This is a genomic window from Mycolicibacterium iranicum, from assembly GCF_002101705.1.
GTDB lineage: Bacteria > Actinomycetota > Actinomycetes > Mycobacteriales > Mycobacteriaceae > Mycobacterium > Mycobacterium iranicum.
Map to the genome: position 1 here is coordinate 23,642 of NZ_LQPC01000021.1, position 22,948 is coordinate 46,589.

Below are 22,948 nucleotides of genomic sequence, written 5' to 3' on the forward strand. Positions count from 1 at the left end.
TCGTCACGAAGCCGCCCGCGAGGCGCTTTCCGGTGTCAGCGATTTCGAGATCTGCCCGGGTTGAATGCGCGGCCGCAGACCGTAGTCGTCAACCGACACCGGTTCGTCGATGTGCTCGGCTGCGCCGTGTTCGGTGCCGAGCGCGAGCTCGGTGGCCGTCTTCGCCTGGAACAGTGCGATCACGGCCTGCTGATGGCGCTCCGTGCCGAACGAGTTGAGGGCCAGGGTCAGCTTGGTGTCGACGTAGGCGATCGAGCGCTGGAGTTCAGACGGTTCAGCCGAGTTCGGCTGTACGGCTGGGCGTTCGGCGCCATTCCTGGTGAACCAGCGGTGACCGAGTGCGCCGACGGCGACGGAGGACACGGGGACAACCACGATGGCGCACATCAGGCCGGCAGTTCCCGATAGCGCGATCGAACCCACGACTCCCAGCAGCACAAGAAGCGCGAGGACGACGAGCACCCGCAGCGCGACGGGCACTGCGCCGATCGCGCGCCACATCGCGGCGGCGACGCGTGCGCCATAGCGCGCCGTCTCGGCCAGCGCCGCACCCAGGCCGGCCACGGCCCGTGCCACGCCCCGACCCAACTCGTCGACCTGGTTGCGGCTGATGGTCGGCATCGACCACGACCGCGTGGGTGTAGCGGCGGGTGTGGCCTGCGGCGGTGACGCCGCCGATGCGTCACCGACGGCGAGGGGATCCTTGTCCGGGTTCATCACATTGGCATCAGAAACCACATGCGTATCATCGCCGAGATTTGAGCATCCGGTGTCCTGGCGCGCCGCGGAGTGAGCTCACAACCGATACATCTCCCGGGCCATCGCAGCGTGCTCGAAGTAGTCCGGCCGACGACGAGCGCTGCGCCTTCGCTCTGGCCGGACTCGACGGAGCCACTTCCACCTGCCGCGTTGACGCGCGGCGGCGGTGCCGAACATGACCTCCGCGACGCTGATCATCGGAAGATCGTCCGAGAGGCAACCCTGTGCGCTCTGCGCTGAGTGGACGCTTGATGGCAATGTGCACGTGACTTTGTTCATGCCGATCAGCGTCGCCGATCACGTACCGACGCACGTGGAGCGAGCATGGAGATCGCGTGGAGATTCGCGGCACTCACATCAGATGTTGGTGCGCACCTCGAGGTCACCACGATGCGGTCAACTCGCCCTCGAGTCGGCGTCCTAGGCGTCCGGCTCAGACCGTGGAGGGGACTGCCCGTCGGCGCATCCAACGCTCCGCAACGTCGGAGGGCAGAAATGCCAGGTACAGCAGCATCATCGCGGGTGAGAAGAAGCCGACCGCGATGGTGACCATGATCGTGAGGTGCAGCGCCACTCCGAGGGCGACCACGGTTGGCCGAAATCGTCGTTTCCAGATGCAGATTCCTAACAGGACTTCCCCCACCAGAACCACCCAGGTACCAGCGTTCATCAGGGCCGGACTTTCCAAGATCGCTCGCGGCAGGGCCATGATCACCATGTCTTCGAGGCGCAGGGCGTAGGACACGGCGGTGCCGGCGGTCCACTTCTCCCCCGTCATGCGGGCGACGAAGGTCGCAAGGTAGACCACCGTGAGTTGAATCTGCAACAGACGCAACGGCCATGGTGCACGGGTCTGCGCCGACCAGAACGAGCCGGTTCGGCGTCGTTCGTCGAGCGATAGCGCGGCACCGGACGGAGCGAGGGCGATCACGAAAGCTTCTACACGCAGGAGGACGTCTCCGGCATTGAAAACCAACGGGTTTCGGTACTGAAACGAGAGGACGAGGACGAAGACGAGCACAGCGGCGACGCGACTGTGCCAGCCGACGGTCAGTGCGATCGCGGCCAGAAGCAACACAATCCACGCGAGGACCGCGCGACCGTCCACACCGTGCTGGAGAACCCCCCACTCGAACGGATCGCTTCTCGGTCGAGCAAGCACTCCGCCCGAGGTGAAGAAGGTGTCGAGATCAGGGAACAGCGACAGCCCCCAGGCCACCACGATGAGGCCGAATCCGAAGCGGACCATGCCGAGGACGAACAGCGGTTCGGGTCGAAACCAGAAGGTGCGCCATCTGTTTCTGGCCCCGTCAGCCCCGAGCTTCATCGCTGGGCCATCACGGAGCGCGCACGTCGGTGCGGTACAGCGTGCGGACCGTGGCGTCCACGGGTCGATCATCACCGGGCGGGCGCAGGAGTTGGCTGCGCACGAGGACCGCGACGTGTACGGGGTGCTCGCCCGGCGCCGCCAGTTCGCGGACCACCCACTGCGCGAACGCAGGCACCGCATCCTTGTCGCGGATGAGCTGTTCTTTCAGCTTCTGCCAGCGGTACCACGTGAACGTCGTGATCACGGGATCGTCGCGGCGTGAGGTCCACATCCGATCGCTCCCGTCATCCATCGTGACCCGAACCTCGAGCTCTTCCAGCACGGAGATCGGATCGGGCGCGTACATACTCCATTTTTGTTGCAGGCCAGTCGATTCCGCGACCGGGAACAGCGCTTTGACTAGGCTCCGCTTGAGATGGGAATCCGGCAGATTCCAGGCCGCCGCGATCAACACCACGACACAGACCAGGACACTGATCAGGCATTCGCCGACCGCACACCGCTCAAAACGCACCCCGAGCGCCGTCAGCGCTGCTCTCAACCCCATCCGAATCGGCTGCGCCGCCAACCGAGGAAGGCGGCGAACCCCATGAGCAGCGCGCCGAGAAAGGCGGCCGTAAGCATGAGATGGCCGCTGCGTCCTACGGGAGTCGGGGATGCGTCTGTCCGTATCTCCGGCGCCACGAAAGGTTTCACCGCCGGCGCAGTGAATCCCGCAACAGCCTCGCCCTGGACTCGCTCGACTGGAACCCCGCCGGCCAACGTTTCCAGCGCTGTCGGAGGCACCAGCCGCGGGGCAGGAGGCGGTGCAGCCCAGGGGCCCGCCGAGGGCAACAACGCCGCCCACACCGATGTCGACGCCGTGTCTACCGGCGCGGGCAGAGATGCCGGTACAGGAGTGACCGTGACCTCCGGCAATGCCGTAATCGGCCTCTCGGCAATCGGATTCACTGCCGTGGGCGCCGTGCGGGTTCCGCCCGACGATCCATCCGCCCCTGCGGGTCCGGGACTGCCGCCGCCGGTCGTGCCGGTGGTACTGGTGTCACCGGTCGAGCTCGTATCGCCGGTCGTACTGGTGTCACCGCTCGTGCTCGTATCGCCGGTCGTAGTGGTGTCACCGGTCGTGCTCGCATCGCCGGTCGTACTCGTATCACCGGTCGTGCTCGTATCGCCGGTCGTACTGGTGTCACCGGTCGTACTCGTATCACCGGTCGTGCTCGTATCGCCGGTCGTACTCGTATCACCGGTCGTGCTCGCATCACCGGCCGTACTGGTGTCACCGGTCGTGCTCGCATCACCGGTCGTGCTGGTATTCCCCGATGAACTCGAGTCCCCCGACGAGCTTGAATCACCTGACGAGCTTGAATCGCCCGATCCGCCGTCGCCCGGCTGATTTGTCAGCACGAACTGCGGCTGTGCGTTTCCACCCGCGTCGACCAGGCTCACGCAGTACATGAGCCCAGCTACCATCAGCACCGCGCTGCCCACGCGGCCCGTCGTTTCCCATATCCGACGCAATGCTCCGCCCCCGGCCTGCTTCGCAACTCCCCCGCGATAGGCGAATCCGGCAACCGTTAATCTCGTTGCGGACTCCGCCCGTTCTCGAAGGACAGCCTACTGCGCAGGAGCCGTCAGCGGCACCCGCCGGTGCGATGACAGGCGATCGGGGAGCCTTCGGCGCTTGCTGAGTTACTTGCCGGCGAAAGAATGGTGAGCCAGTGCGCCTTTCCGGGTCGACGATTTTCAGTCAGGAGTCCGGCGCCAGCACGGGGCTGCACCCGGTCCCCTCACCCCGCTACCGCCAGGCGCAAGCCCGTCGAACGCAACGAGAGCAGTGAGTTGACCGACGGCGGCCGGAACTCCGTCTCCGCAGGAGCGGCAGGCGTACCGATGACGACGCCGGTGGCAGGTCCCTCCGGGGTCGCGACAGACACGGCCTGTCCGGGCTCGCCGTAGATGCCGGCACAGCCGACACCCTCGCACGCACCTGTCGACGAGTCGATCCGGCCCGCGAAAATGTCGTTGATCCACCCGGCGATGAGGGTCTGCGCCGCCGACTTGTTCTGCTCAGTCGGAAACCCTTGGTACAGATACGAAACCAGCTGGATCAGCCAGCTTCCGCCCTGCATGGCGTCCAGATGCTCGCCACCGTCGAGCACCACTCCGTTGAAGTGCCCTGGCCGGTGCCCGTTGAGGGCCTCGTCGACGCGGCGCGTCTCGCCGTCCCTCGGCGCACCGAGTTCCAGCACAGGGATGTAGGCGCCGAGGCCTTCGAGCTTGTCCAGCGCGTCGGGCAGCGCCGTCCCGGGCGGTGCGCCGTCGAGGGTGATGATGCCGGCGAGGTGATTGGTGGCGCCGCCGGCGATGACCGCCTCGGCGTAATAACCGGCAGCACCTGCGGCGACGCCGGCTCCGAGCGAGTGGCCGACCAGGGTGAACCGGTCTGGCAGCGCAGCGTCGGCGCCGTACTTCCTGGCCAGTCCCGCGGCGACGGCACTGGCGGTCAGCGCATCGCGATCACCGAGCAGAAGCGCGGCCGTGGCGCGGTACACCTGATCGTCACCGAGCCAGAAGCCGTCTTTGACATAGCGATTCGACGACAGTGTCGGAGCGACGACGATGCTGTTGGTCCGTTCGGCCAGCCATGCTGCGGTGTAGCTGTACATCGGGCCGATGCCGAGGTAGCCGTGCTGCAGGTAGATGAGGCGTTCGGGCGCCTCGTCGCCCTCCGGGTAGTACCAATCCGCACGGACGTACCGGCCGTCCTCGATCTCCAGCCTGGAGCTGCGTACGGTGACCTTGCTGCCCAGCGGTACGACCGGCGGCCCGGACACGAATCGGACGGCCGCCCCGATGATTTCCATCATCAGCGATTGGAATACGTCCTGCAGCGTCCGCGTCGGCGCCGCAGCAAGGGCGGCGGGAGCATCGAGTGTCTGCGAGACACGTTGCGGTGCAGACGTGTCGGCAGCAGTATCGGCAGCGACCGAAGGGCTGTGTGCCACGGCGCCCAGCTGGTCAGCTGAACTTTGGGCGGACTCTGTTTCGGTCGCATCGGAGGCGGGCTCGTCGACAGCGACAGGCTCGCTGACGGTGCCGTCGGCGGTGGTCGGCTCGGTGACATCTTTCTCGGACGAGCGGGCCTCAGCAGAACGCTTGGTCGTCTTCGTGTGTCCGTCGGGTTCGGGTGCGTCGCCGTCGTCAACCACGGCATCGGCTTCCTCATCGACGTCCACGTCCATGTCGGCGTCGTCAGCGGCGTCTTCGTCGGTATCGACGTTGGCGTCTGCGTCGGGCTCGTCAGCGGCGTCGGCGTCGGACTCACCTGCCGAGTCCGCGCTGCGGGCCTCCGCTGCGGCGTCCTCGCCGCCGTCTGCGGAGGCACTCGCGCTCGCCCCTGCCGTATCTGAGCCGGTGTCGGCACTCGCGGCGTCGGCTCCGGCGATCAGTGCGGCAGACACTCCCGCGGCCACCACGCCTGCACCCATCCACGCTGACAGTTGCGCCATTCGTCTCCCAACCTCGTAATTGACGGCTGCGTTGGAGCAGCCGCGCTCACCGTAGAACAGGAGCGAGGAGGGATAGACAACTTTTCAGATCTGGTCATTTTTGCGTCTCAAGTCCGCACGACGAGCGCGTCACCATCGATAGTCGAGGAACTTCCCGTCGAAGGTGACGACCACGCGGTCGCCGTCCGGGTCCGCGCGTCGCTTGATGTCGACTCTGAAGTTGATGGCGCTCATGATGCCGTCGCCGAACTCTTCGTGAATGAGCTCCTTCAGCGCGGGCCCGTAGACCGCCAGCGCCTCGTGAAATCGGTAGATGGTGGGATCGGAAAGTTTGGCGGGTTCGATGCCGCGGCTGGGCTGCAGTTGCAGGCTTTCGGCGACCGCCGCCTCGAGATCGAGAAGCTCGCAGACGACCTCGGCCTGGGCCTGCGTCATCGGGTGCTGGCCCAGCAGAGCGGCCACACACCACACCAGGGGCGCATCGAGTTTCTCGGCGATATCCGCCCAGCTGAGCTTCTTCCGGATGCGGGCGGCGGTAATGAGTTCTGCTGCTTGGCTTTTGGTCATGATCGGGGTCATCGGAGGCTTCCGTTTCCTGCGGCGAGCAGCGAGCGGTCTTCTGAGTCTTTGGAAGGCACCTCGACGAGTCTCTTTTCTCCGGTGCGGGCATGCGTGGCGAACAAAGTGAGACCCACGAATGTCACTCCGCCGACCAGGTTTCCGATGACCGTCGGGATCTCGTTCCAGATGAGGTAGTCGGCGATCGAGAAGTCACCGCCGAGCATGAGACCGGACGGAAACAGGAACATGTTGACGATCGAATGCTCGAAACCCATGTAGAAGAACAACGTGATGGGCATCCACATCGCGATGACCTTCCCCGAGACACTGGTGGACATCATCGCCGCCACAACGCCGGTGGACACCATCCAGTTACACAGCACGCCGCGGATGAACAGCGTCAGCATGCCGGCGGCGCCGTGCTCGGCGTACCCCACTGTGCGGCTGTGGCCGATCTCCCCGAGCCGCTGGCCGACTTCGTTGGGGTCGACGCTGAACCCGAAAGTGAACACCACGGCCATCATCAGCGCGACGAGGATGGCGCCGGCGAAGTTGCCGACGAAGACCAGGCCCCAGTTGCGCATCATCGAGCGGAACGTGACGCCGCGCCTCTTGTCCAGCAAGGCGAGCGGCACGAGCGTGAAAACGCCTGTCAGAAGGTCGAATCCGAGCAGATACAGTAGACAGAACCCGACGGGGAACAACACCGCCCCGAGCAGAGGATTGCCTGTCTGCACGGTGATGGTCACTGCGAACGCGGCGGCCAGAGCGAGAATGGCGCCCGCCATGAAGGCGCGGATCAACGTGTCACGGGTCGACATGAGAGCTTTCGACTCGCCGGCGTCGATCATCTTGCCGACGAATTCGCTCGGATTCACATAGGACATGTTCGGTAGAGTTCCCGGGGCGTATTGCCGATTCGCAACACAACGTGGACAGTCGTGTTGCCACCCCCTCACAGGTAACCGGAAGGTCTGTGAGGTTCCGGGTCAGCTCAGCTGTCGACGTCCAGCTCGACGAGAACGCGGCGCAGCAGCTTCCCCGTCGCATTGCGCGGCAACTCGTCGACGAACACCACGTCGCGAGGAACCTTGTGCCGGGCCAGGTTGTCCTTCACGTGCTGCTTGATCTCCGCCGCATCCTCGGCCGCGCCGGGTTCGGCAACAATGAAGGCGCGCAACCGTTTTCCGAACTCCACGTCGTCAACACCGACCACTGCCACCTCGGCGACATCGGGCCGGGATTCGAGCAGGTTCTCGACCTCCTGGGGGAACACGTTCTCCCCGCCGGAAACGATCATGTCGTCGTCGCGGCCGTCGACGAACAGCAAGCCATTGTCGTTGAAGTGACCCATGTCACCGCTGGACATGTAACCGTCGATGATCTGCTTGTGGCGGCCGTCGGTGTAGCCGGAGAACGGCGCGCCGTTGCGGACGAAGATCCGTCCGCGCCGATTGGTGCCCTCGATGCGCTGATCGTTGTCGTCGTAGAGCACCACCTCGCAGGTGACAGGCGACCGGCCCGCGGTTCCGGGCGCTGCGCGCAACTCGGGGGGCGTCGCGACGCTGGCGATGGCGCATTCGGTGGAGCCGTACATGTTGTAGAGGACATCACCGAAGGTGTCCTGGACCCGGTTGGACAGTTCAGGGCTCAGCGCCGATCCGGCGATGAGGATCACCTTCAGCGACGACGTGTCGTACTTGGCGATGATCTCGGGCCCAGTTCGACCATCCGGTGCAGCATCGTCGGGACGGCCACCAGCATGTCGGCCTTGTGCGTGGCGATCAGCTCGAGTGTCGCCTCGGCCTTGAAGCGCCGAGCCGTGACGACCTTGTTCCCGAATGCGGCGCCGACGGTGTAGGTCGCCCAGCCGGTGCTGTGGAAGATCGGCGACACGATCACCATCGTTCCCTGATGCGGGAACGGAATTCGATCGATGATCTGAGCGGTTGCCAGCGGTGACACGCTGTCACGGGGAGCCCCCTTGGGCAGGCCCGTCGTTCCACTGGTCAGGATCACCGAGCCGCCGGGTTTGGCCGGCGGAGGCAGCGGCTCCGACGAGTTCGAGGCGACGATGTCGTCGAGTGTCGGCACACCGTCGGGCACCGCAGTGCCGTCGTCAACCCACGTCAGCACTCGCGGCATGTCGGCGGGCAGCGCGTCGAGAAGCCCGAGGAACTCGCTGTCGTGAAGGACGACGGCGACGTTCTCGCGGTGGCACACCTCGGCGAACTGCGGCTTGGCGAAGCCCGTGTTCATCAGCACCATTCGGGCTCCGAGCTTGCCGCACGCGGCCATCGTGATCACCAGACCGCGGTGATCCCGGCAGAGCACGCCGACGACAGATCCCGCCGTGACGCCCAGCCGGCGCAGGCCGTGCGCCAGTGCCCAGGACTGATCGTCGACCTCCTTGTAGGTCAGCGTTCCGCGTTCGTCGACGATCGCGGGCAAGGAGGCGTACTTGCGGCCACCGCGGATCGTCATGGTCGCCTGCGGACCGAAGACGCGGGACAGCTTTGACATCTGCACCGACGACTTCAGGTCTGTGAGGTCGATGATGCCGGTGTCCACAAGGCGTTTGAGTGCACGCGCCGATTCGGATGCCAACTGCAGCTTCTTGCGTACCGCGCCGAACACATCGTTCATCTGAAAGTCCTCCTGACCGCGTCGTCTGGGGGCAAGCTACCAAAGGCGCTGCACATCCGACATCAGGCGTTGTCAGATGCCCGCCGACGCCGCAGGCCTCGGTGCTCGGCGGAGCACCGAGGCCTGCGGAGATCAGCGATCCACTGCAGCTACTCGTCGTGGTCGGACTTGCTCAGGGCACGATCAGCTGTGCGAATGAGATTGCGATTGAATTGGTACTGCGCTGCGACAAGCTTGTCCGCCAACTCGATTGCGGCATCGACAAGCTTCGTGCGAAGCGGTTGCATCGCGTCCGGCACGGCTTCGTTGACGGTGTGGCGGAACTGGCGCAGCGCCTCGGCGGCGGCGTGTTGGCCCATCTTCGCCGAATCGCGAACCTCGTCCAGCAACTCGCCGCCAGGCGACGGTTCGGGCTGCTTCTCGACTACATCTGTCATGCTCGCTCCCTTTCCATTGTTGGCTGTTGGCCCTGGCTGAGACGCTAACCGGGGCGAAATCAGTCCACTATGGACGAAGGTCACCTGGGGCGACTGCTTTCGACCCTCCTCGAACCGATTGCTGGAATCCCGCATCGACGGCACCCTGCACAGCCAAAACTTGCGTTTGCCATAAACGCGCGATCATGAAGATTTGCGAGTGCAAATAGACGGCCATCCGGGGACCTTCGGCCCTAAAGAATGAGTTCGAAGGCGGGCCAAGCTCGACTCAGCCGCTGTTGAACACGGCGTCTACCGCTGAGTGGTTGGAGGTAACTGATGAAGCGGCTGTGGGTTTCACTTGCTCTAGGTCTGATGTGGCTCTCCCCGACGGCCTCGGGCGCCACCACCGCGCTGATCGTCGGCGGATCTGGAAAATACGCCACGCTCACTGACGAGCAGATGGCGACCGCGCTCGGCGGTTACTTTGCCGACGACATCAGGGTCAACATCCCCTACCCGGGGCTGCCCGATGACTTCGCGTTGTCGATTGAGGTCGGAACGGCGAACCTGCACGAGGCGGTGTACGCCACATCGGCTCCGATGACGATCGGCGGTGTGTCGGAAGGCGCGCCGGTGGTGATCGCCGTTCTGCGCAAGCTGATGACTGACCCCAATCCTCCTGCTCCCGACGAATTGGATGCGGTCGTGCTCGGAACTCCGAGCCCTATCTGTTATTCGTTCACCGGCGTGAAGTACCGGGCACTGCCGGAGACGCCGTACGACGTCCTGGTCGTCAAGGCCGAGTACGACGGGGTCGCCGACTGGCCGGACAACTGGCTCAACATCCTCGCGGTCGCCAACGCGGTGATGGGCGCAGATCAGCTTCATGTCGAGGCGTGCTTCTACGACATCACCCAAGTACCCGAGCGCTACATCACTACGGAGACAAGACCTTTGGGAGGTGTCACGACCACCGTCCTGATCCCGACACCTGTGCTGCCGCTGCTTCAGCCGCTGGTGGATGACGGCGCGTCACCTGAAACGATCGCATGGCTCGACAAGGTGCTGCGCCCCATCATCGATTCAGGGTATGGGCGCTTCTGGCGCAGGACGGCGACCGCCGATACATCTTTTGCCGCACAAGGGGACACGGTGAGCCACGACGCTTCCACCGACCTAGCAAACCAGGAACCGGAGGAGTCGCCCGCGCAGCACGCTCCGGATGCGATGGCCCCGCAGGAAATTCACGCCAGCACCCAGAGTCGGGATGTCGAAGTGGTCGACCGCGACAGCGACGGCGGTTCGCAGTCCGACATCGCCGAGGGGATGCCGGATGACGAAGACACCGACGAGGTCGCCGCGACTGTGTCCGAGGAGGTCGACGATCAACAGGCCCCTGCACCCGCGGTCGTCGACCCGACTGAGCCAGACCACCGGGGGGCGGCAGAAGACGATCCAGTCAGCGAGGCCGACGATGCACCGTCGCCACAAGGTCCGGTATCCGCAGATACGGCTACCGATGAATAAGGGCCATCCCACGATGCGCGGCTCATCCGTCCGTCGACGCTCGGGCTTCGAGCAGCTCGGTAGCCATATCTGAGGTCTTATTGTTACCTTATTTTTGCCTTATCTTTCTTAGGAATGGGTGTACATTCTTGAGAACGTCGAGCAAAGGAGCCCACGTTGCGACCTGCAAACGCCACACCCGTCGTCCTCGTCAACGGCGCCTCCGGGGCCATCGGCGCCGAGATCGCGCGGCAGTTCGCCAGGAGCGGAGCCCATGTCGTCGTGAACTGCGGGGACGCCGACCGCGCGACTGAGGTCGCGGACGCGATCCGTTCCGCCGGGGGACTCGCGACCCCACTCGCTGCGGACACCTACGAACACGCGGAGACGGCCTCGCTGCTCGCTTCGGTGGGCGCGCGCTTCGGCAGGCTCGACGCGGCAATCCTCACCGCGTCAGAGGCGCCCGGGCGACCCGCTGCTGCACTGAAGCGGTTCGCCGAATCGGTGTTGCCGCTGATGTCTCCGGGTGGCTACTTCGCCTTCGTGACGAACCATCAGGCGCACTTCTACCCGAACAAGGCCGTGCCGAAGGGCTACGCCGCGGTTGCGGCGACGATGCGCGCGGGCGAGACCGCACTGTATGCGATGCGTCCCCAATTCGCCGGCGCCGGTGTGCGATTCAGCGTTGTCACGGGCGATATGCACGGGGACACCACCGCGGTCGCCACGGCCGTCGTGGCCGCGGCGACGGCGGTGAACCCGTCGGGCGTGGTGTGCGTCGGCAGCGCCGACTACCTGATGACGGCATAGTCCTTCGCCTTCAGCCGAGGGCCCACTGACGGACAACACCGGTTAGGGACCTTTGGCACCCAACAAAGGGACCCAAGGCACCGTGCGGACGGTCTGCGCGGGGCGCACGATTACCGACATGGATACCGCGGTCATCGACGCCGCGGGACTGCAACAACTGGTGGCGGCGCTGCAGGACTCGGGCTACCGAGTCGTGGGCCCCACCGTATCCGGTAGCGCCATCGTGTTGGCCGAGCTAGACAGTGCCGACGATCTCCCCGCGGGATGGGGGGTCGACGTCTCCCCTGGCCAATATCGGCTTCGGCGCCGCGATGACGATGCGGCGTTCGGCCACTCCGCCGGGCCGCAGTCATGGAAGCAGTTCCTCCACCCGGCCCGGCAACGCCTATGGAGCTCTGACGGCGAGGAACCTGACGAACCACCGCGCTATGCCTTTCTGGGGGTGCGCGGCTGTGATCTCGCCGCGATCGCGAAGCTCAACGGCGTGCTGGGCGCGGGTGCGTACCCCGACACCAACTTCACCGGGCGCCTGGGACGGGTCTTCGTCGTCGCGGTGAACTGCACCGAGCCAGGCGGGTTGTGCTTCTGCGCCTCGATGGGCACAGGCCCGGAGGTGGGTCCTGGCTATGACCTCGCCTTGACCGAACGCACCGGACCTGACGGTCGCTCCTATGTTGTCGATGTAGGCAGCGACCGGGGGGCCGACGTGCTGCGACGGTTGACATGGCGGCAGCCTCGTAACGACGAAATCAATTCCGCCCGAGGCGATGTCGCCGACGCCGCGCACCGCATGGGCCGACAGATGCCGACAGGTGACCTGCGCACCCTGCTGGCCGACTCCCGGGAATCGCCGCAGTGGGACGAGGTCGCGTCGCGCTGTTTGACGTGCGGGAACTGCACGATGGTCTGCCCGACGTGCTTCTGCACCAGCGTCGAGGACGTCACCGATCTCACCGGGACGCACGCGGAGCGGTGGATGACGTGGGCGTCCTGTTTCGAGATCGACTTCACGTTCGTTCACGAGGGCAGCGTCCGGCAGTCCGCGCCGTCGCGTTACCGGCATTGGCTGACCCACAAGCTGGGAACGTGGCACGACCAGTTCAGTACCTCGGGCTGTGTGGGGTGTGGGCGGTGTATTGCGTGGTGCCCAACCGGAATTGACATCACCTAGGAGATGGCCGCGCTCGCGGAACGACCGGATGCGGTCGATGACTGAACCGGCGCTGCAGGCGGGTGCGATGACCCCGGTTTCCTACCTGGTGGAGAGCCGCATCTGTGAGACGCGCGACTCGTCGACGCTGCGGCTGACGCCAGTCGGGCCGGCGTTGCCCGCACCGGCGCCGGGGCAGTTCATGATGATGTACGCGTTCGGGATCGGCGAGGTCGCCATCTCGGTCAGCGGGGTGCCGGCACCCGCGGGCGCTGATCCCGCGATCACCCACACGGTGCGGGCCGTCGGTGCGGTCAGCCGGGCGCTGTATGACGCGCAGCCGGGAACCATGATCGGGTTGCGCGGCCCTTTCGGCACGTCGTGGGGTGTGGAGTCGGCTGCGGGTCGCGACCTGGTGATCGTGGCGGGCGGGGTGGGATTGGCGCCCTTGAGGCCGGTCGTGATGGCCGCGCTGGCCGACCGTGATCGATACGGCCGCGTGACTCTGATCGCGGGGGCTCGCTCCCGGGAGGACTTCCTCTTCGACGAAGAGCTCGCCGACTGGTCAAATGGCCACGCGATCGACGTGCACCTCACTGTCGACGTCCCGGTCCAGGGCTGGTCGGGCGAGATCGGTTTCATCACTGAACCGCTACGCAGATTACCCCTGCGTCCGAACTCGACGACCGCGTTCCTGTGCGGCCCGGAGGTGATGATGCGCAACGGTGCCGCGGAACTCCTCCGGAAAGGTATGGCGCCAAGCGATATCCGCGTCTCACTAGAACGCAACATGCAGTGCGGCATCGGCTGGTGCGGGCACTGCCAACTGGGCCCCCTGCTGCTGTGCCGTGACGGGCCCGTCGTCGGCTATGACGCCGCCGAGCCACTGCTGCGGATCCGGGAGCTGTAGAGATGAAAGTGCCTACGCTGGCCGTCTGGAAGTTCGCCTCCTGCGACGGATGTCAGCTCACGCTGCTCGATTGCGAAGACGAACTGCTGACCCTCGCGGGTCAGGTGCAGATCGCCACTTTCCTGGAAGCGTCCAGCGCGGTCGTGGCGGGCCCCTACGACGTCTCGCTCGTGGAAGGGTCGATCACCACTGCCGCCGACGAGCGCCGGATCACCGAGATCCGTTCACAATCAAGCATTTTGGTGACGATCGGGGCCTGCGCCACCGGCGGCGGAATCCAGGCCTTGCGCAACTTCGCCGACATCGACGAGTTCACCTCGGTCGTCTATGCGCATCCGGAGTACATCGACACCTTGGCGACGTCCACCCCGGCTTCGGCGCATGTCACCGTCGACTACCAGCTGCAAGGTTGTCCGATCGACCGCGGACAGCTGCTCGAAACCCTGGCCGCGCTGCTGGTCGGCCGCAAGCCCAGGCTGCCCGCCAAGACGGTGTGCACCGAATGTAAGAACCGCGGCATCACCTGCGTGGTGGTCGCCGACGGCACCCCGTGTTTGGGCCCGGTGACGCACGCCGGCTGCGGTGCGCTGTGCCCGTCGTTCTCGCGCGGCTGTTACGGCTGCTTCGGGCCGACCGCGACCCCGAATACGGCTGCGCTGATCCCGTTGCTGCGCCGCGACGGCATGTCCGGCGCCGACGTCGAGCGGGTGTTCACGACGTTCAACGCCACCCGGTTCGACGCCACCCGCAATCACACCCAACGGAGCACCCGGTGAACGCCGAAACCCGGACGTTGACCGTCGGTGCGCTGACCCGAGTTGAGGGTGAGGGCGCGCTGAACGTCACGCTCACCGACGGGGTGGTCGATACGGTCGAGCTCAACATCTACGAGGCGCCGCGGTTCTTCGAGGCCTTTCTGCGCGGGCGTGCCCACACCGAACCGCCCGACATCACCGCCAGGGTATGCGGGATCTGCCCCGTCGCCTATCAGGTCAGTGCCTGCAACGCCATCGAGAATGCCTGCGGGATAACGGTTGATCCCGAGCTGGTGGCGCTGCGCCGGCTGCTCTACTGCGGGGAGTGGATTCACAGCCACGCCCTGCACATCTTCCTGCTGCACATGCCCGACTTCCTCGGCTACCCCGACGTGATCACGATGGCCAGGGGACATCGCGAACTCGTCGAACGCGGTCTCGCGTTGAAGAAGGCGGGTAACCAGTTGATGGAGCGAATCGGGGGCCGCGCCATCCACCCGGTGAACGTGCGGCTGGGCGGCTTCTACTCGGCCCCGACCCGGGCGCAGCTGCGTCCGCTCGCCGATACGCTGCGCCGCGCGCTCGACGACGCGCTCTACACCGTCGCCCAGGCCTCGCGCCTTGAGTTTCCCGACGCCGAGTTCGACCACGAGTTCCTGGCGCTGACCACACCCGACCGCTACCCCATCGAGAACGGGAACATTACGCGAAGCGCCGGAGATCCCTTCGACGTCAGGGAATTCGGCGACCATGTCGTCGAAACGCAGGTGCCCCATTCGACCGCGTTGCAGGCGACTCTCGACGGGGGACGCTATCTGACCGGGCCGTTGGCGCGCTACTCGCTGAACTCCGCGCTCCTGTCCCCCGTCGCCGCGCAGGCCGCGCACGACGCCGGGCTGGGGCCGGTCTGCCGTAATCCGTTTCGCAGCATCGTGGTCCGCGCCGTCGAAGTGGTCTACGCGGTGGAGGAGGCGTTACGCATCATCGAGTCCTACGACGCGCCGCCACGGCCGTTCGTCGACGTCCCGGCGCGCGCCGGCACGGGCCACGGCGTCAGTGAGGCACCCCGCGGGCTGCTCTACCACCGCTACGAAATCGACGGCGACGGACTGATCCGGGCGGCCACGATGGTGCCGCCGACATCGCAGAATCAGGCCGCCATCGAACATGAGATGGGCCAGCTGGTCGCCGCCAACCTTGCGCTCGACGACGCTGCGCTGACGGCGTTGTGCGAGAGGTCGATCCGCAATCACGATCCGTGCATTTCCTGTTCGGCGCACTTCCTCACGCTCACCGTCCGGCGCCAATGAGCGCTCTGGTGATCGGCGTCGGCAACGACTTTCGCCGAGACGACGGTATCGGGCCCGCAGTCGCCGCGGAGATCGCGCGTAGGGGCCTGCTTGGAGTGGAGGTGCAGACGGCGGCGGGCGACCCCATCGAGCTGCTCGACGCGTGGGATGGCGTGGCGTTGTGCGTCATCGTCGATGCCGCGGTCGGCGACGGAGTCGAGCCCGGCCGGATACGGCGCTGGTCGCCCGGCGATTGGCGAGCCGATGCCGCCGTCAGCTCGCACACACTCGACGTTCCCGCGACCTATGCCCTCGGTGAGGCCCTTGGACGCCTGCCACGAAAACTTTTGGTAGTCACCGTTGATGCGGCCGACGTCGGACACGGGATCGGCCTCAGTCCGGCGCTGGCCGACGCCGTTCCCGCGGTGACGTCCGCGGTGCTGGCCGAGATCGAGCGGTCTGCAGCGAGGTGAACTGAGCGGCGAGCTGAGAAGCCACGGCGCTCATTCCACGCCGAAGGCAAGTCCTTTTGGCCCTATCGGGCCTGGAAGTCGTTCTACACCATGGTGTCACCAATACCGCGGGCAACGCCCCGCGTTCTCTGAGCAGACACGAGAGGAATACCCCGATGTCGGTATTGATCACCGGATACCCCGGCTTTCTCGCCACCGCGCTTCTGCCGCGCGTCGTGCGCCGCACCGACCAGGACGCGGTGTGCCTCGTGCAGCCGAAGTACGTCGGCATGGCGAAACAGCGCGTTGCCGCACTCGCGACTCGCGACGCGGAGCTGAGCCGGCGCGTTCGGATCGTCGCCGGGGACATCACCGAGGCAGGCCTGGGTCTGGGCACGGACGCGCTTGCCGACGTGACGGAGGCGTGGCATCTTGCCGCGGTCTACGACCTGGCTGTCAGTCTTTCCATCGCCGATGCGGTGAATGTGACGGGCACCCGCAATGTTCTGCGAGCGTTGGAGAACTGCCCGAACCTTGCGCGGCTGCATTATTTCAGCACCTGCTATGTCAGCGGCCGCTACGCCGGCCCATTCAGTGAAGACCAACTCGAGGTCGGCGCGCCGTTCAACAACTTCTACGAGGAGTCGAAGCACTACGCGGAAGCCGAAGTGCGACGGCACATGTCGGCCGGCATGCCCGCCACCATCTATCGGCCGTCCATCGTCGTCGGTGACAGCCAAACGGGGGCAACCCAGAAGTTCGACGGGCCGTACTACGTCATGCAGCTTCTGCTTCGGCAGGGTCGCCACGCGATTCTGCCGGTCGTCGGTGATCCCACCGCGACACGGGTCAACATCGTCCCGCGTGATTTCGTCATCGATGCCGTCGATCACCTCAGCGGGCTTGCCGCATCCGCGGGCCGGACATATCACGTCGCCGATCCCGACCCGCTCACTGTGGAGGAGTTGATCGACGTCATCGGCGGGGCCACCGGACGCAGGGTGGTCACGGTGCCCCTACCGCGATCGGTGGCGAAAGGATCGATCCGCCACGTGCCGGGCGTCCGGCGACTGATGGGTATGCCGGCCGAGGCGGTCGACTACTTCAGCCACCCGACCCACTACCTCACCCAGAATCTGCGAAATGACCTCGCCGGCAGCGGAATCGAACCTCCGCTGTTCGACAACTATGTGGACCGCCTCGTTTCGTTCCTGCGTGATCACCGGACCACCGACATGTCGGCGATGTACTGACGAGTCCGGTCAGTCCGCGGCGAGGGCCAGCACCTCGTCGAACCCGGCGCGCAGACATTCGAGGAACAGCGGTACGTCCGGGACCGCCCCGGTGTCGATGTCGATGCCGAGGGCACACGTGTCCACATAGGTCAACAGCGTGACGTTGACCGCCGAACCGATCGTCGGCCCGAAGGCGTATTGCATCTCGACGTGGGCGCCACCCAGCGACACCGGCACCGGGATGCCCGGCACATCGCTGGCGACGAAGTCGACGTGACGCAGGATGGATCCGATGTACCAGCGCGGCATCCTGTTCAGCATTCCCGCGATGATCTGGGTGTGGGGCAACGACTTCTCATGGCGCACCTTGTCGGTGCGAGCGTGAATCTGTCGAATGCGCTCCGCGGGATCGGACACTCCGACTGGGATGTCGAACCGCATCAACGTAATCCGGTTACCGCCGGGCGAATCTCCCGCTTTGCGCAAGCTGATGGGCATCGACAGGTGCAGAGCATCGACGCCGACGTCGTGCTTCTCGTGGTAGATGCGCAGGCCACCCGCGAGCCCGGCGACGAAGGCGTCGTTCAGGGCGCCGTCGCTGCGGTGTGCGGCGGAGCGTAACGCGGGCATGGGGATCTCCATGACGTCGAGGCGCCGTTTCAGCGTCCGCTCTTTCATCAGCGGCGATCCCGTCGCGTTCACCGGGCGCACGGTGCGGTACACCGAACCCGCCATCTCGGCCATCGCACCCAGTGCTCGCGTCGGGCTTCGGACGCTCTCATAGAACAGCCGGGGGATCCCGGTCAACGCACCCGTCCCCGCTGCGGCGACCACGCCAACGCCGTAGCGCGCGGCGTCGCGATAATCGTCCAACACCGTCGGCCGCAACACGGTCGTCGTCTCGGATTGCGGTGCGGACGCTTCAGGAGTGAGACCGAAAAGGGTCATTGCGATCTGGACCCCACCCACCCCGTCGGTCAGTGCATGATGGAAGACGCACAACACGGCGGCCTTGCCATCGGGCAGGCCTTCGATCAACGTGATCTTCCACAGCGGGCGCGCCCGGTCGAAGTCCTCCATCTGCGCCAGACGGGCCAGCTCGAGGACCGATTCGAACGAACCGCCTTCGTGCACGGCCACCCGGCGCATGTGGAAATCCAGATCGAAATCGGGGTGATCCTGCCAGCGCGGTGGAGCCGACAGCGGCGTCGGGACGACCGTCTGTCGCAACATCGGCAGCTCGCCGACGAGTTGCGCAATGCGGTTACGGACCTCGTCCCAGTCCGGTGCTCGATCCAGCATCAACACCGTGACCACAGTCGACCGCAGCCGCGGGTCACTTTCCATTGCCCAGGTGAATGCGTCACTGCTGCGCATGAATACGTCCATTGTGCGCCTCCGTTGGTCACGGTAGGACGCGACGACGCCCGCCGTATCAGGTCGACGAACACGCGGGACTTTATGCCCTCACATTGATGACGGACGTCCCATCGTTACGCCGGCGATCTGGTGGCTTTCCGCGTCACGCATCGGCCGGACGCGTCGCCTTGCTCCATGCAAGCGGATTGAGGTGACGGAACGGGTCTGTCGCCCGCAGGTCCTGCAGATCGCCGAGGATTGTTTCCAACGCGCTCTGCGTGCGCTCTTTGATCGTGGATTCCCATCGGGCAGTGTCGGTCTCGGCGGGTCGTCGCGTGTCGATCGGAGATCCGAACCGCAGATACATCCGCTGCGGCCGCGGTATGAGCGTGGGGCCCAGCCCTCGGACGAGCGGGAGACCGACGCCGCTGACGCCGTGAAGCCGCTGACCGAGATTGCGGGTCATCCGCTCCCAGGTTCCGTCGCGTTCCACGAAGCTGCGATAGACGTCATCCCCTCCGACGAGACCGACGGGAACGATGGGGTATTCGTGCGCGATGGCCAGCCGCGCGAACCCGCTGCGGCCCTCCCACAACAGCGCATATTCCTCGCCTTTGAATTTGAGCATGTCCCGTCCGCCGCCCGGAAACACGAGGACGGTCTCGTTCTGTCGCATCAGGTCAGCGCCGGTCTCGGGGTCCCCGACCACCGCTCCCGCTGCCTCCAGCACGTCTCTGACGACACCGCCCGCGTCGGCCAGCTGCCGAGTGGCCAGGCCGCGCACCCTGGTTCCGAGTTCGCGGTACACAAAGTAGGGAATCGCCACGATCTCCGCCCACCCGGAGATCGTGTGGTTGCCGACGAGAAGGAAGCGTCCGTCGCGCGGAAGTCCGTCGAGCCCGTCGACGTAGATGCCGGTGAGGTCGACGGCGGGCTTCACGGTGTCGGCGAGCCCGAAGATCGCCTTCCGTATCGCCTCCACCCGGCGTGCGCGATCGGTGAGCGCCTCGATCATGATCGTCTCCTCAGGTCGGGGTGCCTGCGATGCTACACGCGGCACTGACCAGAATACCGATTTGGTCAGTTTGATCATAGTTGCAGATCAACGGCTATGATCGGCGCGTGAGCACCTCGGACGTGGACCTGCCCGAGCAGCAGTCCGCCAAAGCGGCACGGTTGCTGGCATCGGCCGGCGAACTGCTTCTGACACGAGGTGCGCGAGGGTTCACCGTCGCCGACGTCGCCAAGCGCGCTCGGGTCGGCAAAGGCACCGTCTACCTGTACTGGCCCACCAAGGAAGACCTCCTCATCGGGCTGGTGGGCCGAGGTTTCCTGGGATTGCTCGACGACCTGATCGAACGGCTCACCCACGATCCCGGACTCGCGCGCCCGTCCCGCTTCTGCCCGATGATGCTCGAGGTCGCCACGAGTCAGCCGCTGCTGGCCGCGTTGCAGCGCCACGACGACGACCTTCTGGGCGTCCTCGCCGATCATCCACGCTCGGTGGCGCTGCATGATGCGCTCGGCCCCAGCGCCGTCATCGGCACGGTGCTCCCCATCTGGCGCCGCCACGCACTGGCCCGCGACGACTGGGACCTCGCCGATCAGGGGTTCGCGCTGCACGGGCTGATCACAGGAGTGGCGATGGCGGTCGTCAGATCCGACGCGGGCCCCCGGCCGAGCGGGGATCCTTTGCGCGTCCTGGCAGATGCAGTCAACGCACTCCTGGGCCCCGAGCGCGCAGACCGCACCCAGATCGGCTCTGCAGCAACAGAAGTGATCGAATTCCTCCGCGACGGCAGGGCCACCGCTCTACGCCTGATCGGCTAGGCCACAGCGTCCCGACCGTCGAACCGGACCTTCCGAGGTTGCCGGTTCCCGGTAGTTCACAGCCTTCTCGAAGGTGTGCGCGATACGCCCAAATGTTCACACTCACGACGCGTCCCGGCTAGCGTGTGTCTGCCCGCCCGGGCCGAGAGGGGAGACACAGTCATGGGTATCGGTTGGTCGCGGCCTGACGCCGCGGCAGTACGGCGCCATCCCGCCCGCGGTCTCGCCGCGGCCGTCACGGCGATCCTGTTTTGCCTGCTCGCAGCGGCGTCGCTGGCCGCGCCGCATGCCCGTGCTCAAGGCGAAACCTACGTCATCGCCACCGACACGACCTTCGCCCCGTTCGAGTTCCAGGACGCCCAGGGCGACTTCGTCGGCATCGACATGGACCTGATACGCGCCATTGCCGAAGACCAGAACTTCACCGTCGACATCAAACCGCTGGGCTTCGACGCGGCCCTGCAGGCCGTGCAGGCCAACCAGGTCGACGGCGTCATCGCCGGGATGTCCATCACCGACGAACGTAAAAAGGTGTTCGACTTTTCCGAGCCCTATTTCGAGTCCGGCATTCAGATGGCGGTGCTGAAGGACAACGAGGACATCAAATCCTACGAAGATCTGCGCGGCAAGCGGGTCTCGGTCAAAAACGGTACGCAGGGCGCGGATTTCGCGAACTCGATCAAGGATAAATACGGCTTCGAGGTCGTCTCGTTCGCCGACTCGTCGACCATGTTCGACGAGGTGAAGACCGGCAACTCGGTTGCAGTTTTCGAAGACTATCCAGTGCTGCTCTACGGCATCGCGCAGGGCAACGGCTTCAAGACGGTTACGCCCAAAGAAGAGCCGACCGGTTACGGGTTCGCGGTCAACAAGGGACAGAACCCGGAACTGTTGCAGAAGTTCAACACCGGGCTCAACAACCTCAAGCAGTCGGGCCGCTACGACGAGATCATCAACGCCTACCTCGGTGAGGAGGCCACGACCGCCGACGACTCGTTCTTCGGCCTGGTCAAGAGTACCTTCCCGCTGTTGCTCGAGGGCCTGAAGATGACGGTGATCCTCACCGTCGTGTCCATCGCGATCGCCCTGGTGCTCGGCACCATCTTCGGGCTCATGCGGGTGTCGCGATCCATTTGGCTGCGCGGCATCGGAACCACGTTCGTCGACATCTTCCGTGGCACACCACTTCTGGTGCAGGCATTCTTCATCTACTTCGGCATCCCTGCAGCGCTCGGATTCCAGATGTCGGCGCTGACGGCCGGCATCATCACGCTGTCGCTCAATGCCGGCGCCTACATGACCGAGATCGTCCGCGGGGGCATCCTGTCGGTCGACAAGGGCCAGATGGAAGCGGCGCGCAGCCTCGGTATCGGCTACCTGCCCACCATGCGCAAAGTGATTCTCCCGCAGGCGATCCGTACGATGATCCCGTCCTACATCAACCAGTTCGTCATCACGCTGAAGGACACGTCGATCCTGTCGGTCATCGGTATCGCCGAACTCACGCAAACCGGACGGATCATCATCGCCGGCAACTACAAGTCGTTCGAGATGTGGCTGATCATCGGCATTGTCTACTTCATCGTCATCATGGCGTTGACGAAGCTGTCCGACCAGGTTGAGAAAAGGATCGTCAAATGAGCCAGCTGATCCCTGAAGCCGCAGCCGCCGAACCGCAGGGCAAGGTCAAGATTCGCATCGAAGGCCTGAAGAAGTCGTTCGGTGAACTGGTCGTCCTCGACGGCATCGACACCACGATCAAGCACGGTGAGGTCGTGTGCGTCATTGGGCCGTCCGGGTCGGGCAAGTCGACGTTCCTGCGATGCCTGAACAAGCTCGAAGACATCACGGGTGGCACCGTGATCGTCGACGACTTCGACCTGTCCGACCCCAAGGTCGACCTCGACGAGGTGCGCCAACACATCGGCATGGTGTTCCAGCACTTCAACCTCTTCCCGCATATGACGGTCATCGAAAATGTCACGCTTGCACCACTTCTCACCAAGAAGATGGACAAGGCGGCGGCGGAGAAGCGGGCTCGCGAACTGCTGGCGCAGGTGGGGCTCGGCGAGAAAGCCGACGTCAAGCCGGCGACGCTGTCGGGCGGCCAGAAGCAGCGGGTCGCCATCGCGCGAGCGCTGGCGATGAATCCGTCGATCATGCTGTTCGACGAGGCCACCAGCGCTCTGGACCCGGAGATGGTCGGTGACGTGCTGGAGGTGCTGCGTGAACTCGCCTCCGGTGGAATGACGATGGTGGTGGTCACCCACGAGATGGGATTCGCCCGCGAGGTCGCATCGCGGGTGCTGTTCATGGCCGACGGCAAGATCGTCGAGGACGACACACCGGCCGAGGTGTTCGACAACCCCAAGCATCCGCGGTTGCAGGAGTTCCTCTCCAAGGTGCTCTAGGCCGGTAGGCGATCGCC

The 22,948-nt window shown here is 65.3% G+C and carries 21 protein-coding genes and 1 pseudogene; 12 read left to right on the plus strand and 10 right to left on the minus strand.

Annotated elements, in window-relative coordinates:
• Positions 1-3 precede the first annotated feature (3 nt).
• The 3 genes from AWC12_RS06910 to AWC12_RS31010 all read right to left on the minus strand — a co-directional run bounded on the left by AWC12_RS06910 (position 4) and on the right by AWC12_RS31010 (position 2,636).
• Positions 4-738, minus strand: a complete 735-nt coding sequence (locus AWC12_RS06910; protein WP_234813862.1) for a hypothetical protein — start codon at positions 736-738, stop codon at positions 4-6.
• A gap of 454 nt (positions 739-1,192) precedes the next feature.
• On the minus strand, positions 1,193-2,086 hold the full coding sequence (locus tag AWC12_RS06915; RefSeq protein WP_085173187.1) for an HTTM domain-containing protein: 894 nt from the start codon (positions 2,084-2,086) through the stop codon (positions 1,193-1,195).
• 10 nt (positions 2,087-2,096) lie between these two features.
• A complete protein-coding gene (locus AWC12_RS31010) occupies positions 2,097-2,636 on the minus strand; it encodes a hypothetical protein (protein WP_085173189.1) in 540 nt (179 codons plus the stop codon).
• Positions 2,637-2,711: 75 nt separating this feature from the next.
• On the opposite strand from AWC12_RS31010, the gene AWC12_RS30820 reads away from it, so the two are divergent.
• The gene (locus tag AWC12_RS30820) at positions 2,712-3,482 is read left to right on the plus strand and encodes a hypothetical protein (protein ID WP_133057315.1); all 771 of its coding nucleotides are present in this window, start codon (positions 2,712-2,714) and stop codon (positions 3,480-3,482) included.
• A 394-nt stretch (positions 3,483-3,876) separates the two neighbouring features.
• Here the strand turns inward: AWC12_RS30820 and AWC12_RS06930 are convergent, their stop codons facing one another.
• From AWC12_RS06930 to AWC12_RS06950, 5 genes and pseudogenes are all read right to left on the minus strand, one after another.
• On the minus strand, positions 3,877-5,598 hold the full coding sequence (locus tag AWC12_RS06930; RefSeq protein ID WP_085173193.1) for a hypothetical protein: 1,722 nt from the start codon (positions 5,596-5,598) through the stop codon (positions 3,877-3,879).
• A 129-nt stretch (positions 5,599-5,727) separates the two neighbouring features.
• Positions 5,728-6,177 carry a cyanase gene (gene cynS / locus AWC12_RS06935; protein ID WP_085173195.1) on the minus strand — a complete coding sequence of 150 codons (450 nt, stop codon included), beginning with the start codon at positions 6,175-6,177 and terminating at the stop codon, positions 5,728-5,730.
• Entirely contained in the window at positions 6,174-7,046 is an 873-nt protein-coding gene (locus AWC12_RS06940) for a formate/nitrite transporter family protein (protein WP_085173197.1), read from the minus strand. Before AWC12_RS06940 ends, cynS begins: the two co-directional genes overlap by 4 nt.
• Positions 7,047-7,153: 107 nt before the next feature.
• A pseudogene (locus AWC12_RS06945) lies at positions 7,154-8,805 on the minus strand (acyl-CoA synthetase).
• A gap of 149 nt (positions 8,806-8,954) precedes the next feature.
• Positions 8,955-9,242: a hypothetical protein gene (locus AWC12_RS06950; RefSeq protein ID WP_024444553.1), complete on the minus strand. Its 288-nt coding sequence runs from the start codon at positions 9,240-9,242 to the stop codon at positions 8,955-8,957.
• A 318-nt stretch (positions 9,243-9,560) separates the two neighbouring features.
• Between AWC12_RS06950 and AWC12_RS06955 the strand changes: the two genes are divergently transcribed.
• The 8 genes from AWC12_RS06955 (at position 9,561) to AWC12_RS06990 (ending at position 17,349) form a co-directional block, all read left to right on the plus strand.
• Entirely contained in the window at positions 9,561-10,751 is a 1,191-nt protein-coding gene (locus tag AWC12_RS06955; RefSeq protein ID WP_085173198.1) for a PE-PPE domain-containing protein, read from the plus strand.
• Between the two features lie 156 nt (positions 10,752-10,907).
• Positions 10,908-11,540 carry an SDR family NAD(P)-dependent oxidoreductase gene (locus AWC12_RS06960; RefSeq protein WP_024444555.1) on the plus strand — a complete coding sequence of 211 codons (633 nt, stop codon included), beginning with the start codon at positions 10,908-10,910 and terminating at the stop codon, positions 11,538-11,540.
• 118 nt (positions 11,541-11,658) lie between these two features.
• Positions 11,659-12,711, plus strand: coding sequence for a 4Fe-4S dicluster domain-containing protein (locus tag AWC12_RS06965; RefSeq protein WP_085173200.1), 1,053 nt, complete (start codon positions 11,659-11,661; stop codon positions 12,709-12,711).
• A 37-nt stretch (positions 12,712-12,748) separates the two neighbouring features.
• Positions 12,749-13,600 (plus strand): FAD/NAD(P)-binding protein, encoded by an 852-nt coding sequence (locus AWC12_RS06970; RefSeq protein WP_085173237.1) that lies wholly within the window; start codon positions 12,749-12,751, stop codon positions 13,598-13,600.
• Between the two features lie 2 nt (positions 13,601-13,602).
• The gene (locus tag AWC12_RS06975) at positions 13,603-14,376 is read left to right on the plus strand and encodes an NADH-quinone oxidoreductase subunit B family protein (protein WP_085173202.1); all 774 of its coding nucleotides are present in this window, start codon (positions 13,603-13,605) and stop codon (positions 14,374-14,376) included.
• A complete protein-coding gene (locus AWC12_RS06980; RefSeq protein WP_085173204.1) occupies positions 14,373-15,665 on the plus strand; it encodes a Ni/Fe hydrogenase subunit alpha in 1,293 nt (430 codons plus the stop codon). Before AWC12_RS06975 ends, AWC12_RS06980 begins: the two co-directional genes overlap by 4 nt.
• Complete coding sequence (locus AWC12_RS06985; protein WP_085173206.1) at positions 15,662-16,117, plus strand: hydrogenase maturation protease; 456 nt, start codon at positions 15,662-15,664, stop codon at positions 16,115-16,117. The genes AWC12_RS06980 and AWC12_RS06985 overlap by 4 nt, the downstream gene beginning before the upstream one ends.
• A gap of 155 nt (positions 16,118-16,272) precedes the next feature.
• Positions 16,273-17,349, plus strand: a complete 1,077-nt coding sequence (locus AWC12_RS06990; protein WP_085173208.1) for an SDR family oxidoreductase — start codon at positions 16,273-16,275, stop codon at positions 17,347-17,349.
• Positions 17,350-17,358: 9 nt separating this feature from the next.
• On the opposite strand, the gene AWC12_RS06995 is transcribed toward AWC12_RS06990, so the two are convergent.
• Together AWC12_RS06995 and AWC12_RS07000 are read right to left on the minus strand one after the other, a co-directional pair.
• Positions 17,359-18,720, minus strand: coding sequence for a wax ester/triacylglycerol synthase domain-containing protein (locus AWC12_RS06995; RefSeq protein ID WP_085173211.1), 1,362 nt, complete (start codon positions 18,718-18,720; stop codon positions 17,359-17,361).
• Positions 18,721-18,853: 133 nt separating this feature from the next.
• On the minus strand, positions 18,854-19,705 hold the full coding sequence (locus AWC12_RS07000) for a lysophospholipid acyltransferase family protein (RefSeq protein WP_085173239.1): 852 nt from the start codon (positions 19,703-19,705) through the stop codon (positions 18,854-18,856).
• Between the two features lie 107 nt (positions 19,706-19,812).
• Here AWC12_RS07000 and AWC12_RS07005 point away from each other — a divergent pair, with 107 nt between their 5' ends.
• From AWC12_RS07005 to AWC12_RS07015, 3 genes are all read left to right on the plus strand, one after another.
• Positions 19,813-20,520: a TetR/AcrR family transcriptional regulator gene (locus tag AWC12_RS07005; RefSeq protein ID WP_085173241.1), complete on the plus strand. Its 708-nt coding sequence runs from the start codon at positions 19,813-19,815 to the stop codon at positions 20,518-20,520.
• 162 nt (positions 20,521-20,682) lie between these two features.
• The gene (locus AWC12_RS07010) at positions 20,683-22,161 is read left to right on the plus strand and encodes an amino acid ABC transporter substrate-binding protein/permease (RefSeq protein WP_024444636.1); all 1,479 of its coding nucleotides are present in this window, start codon (positions 20,683-20,685) and stop codon (positions 22,159-22,161) included.
• Positions 22,158-22,931, plus strand: a complete 774-nt coding sequence (locus tag AWC12_RS07015; RefSeq protein WP_024444564.1) for an amino acid ABC transporter ATP-binding protein — start codon at positions 22,158-22,160, stop codon at positions 22,929-22,931. The genes AWC12_RS07010 and AWC12_RS07015 overlap by 4 nt, the downstream gene beginning before the upstream one ends.
• The last annotated feature ends 17 nt before the right edge of the window (positions 22,932-22,948 follow it).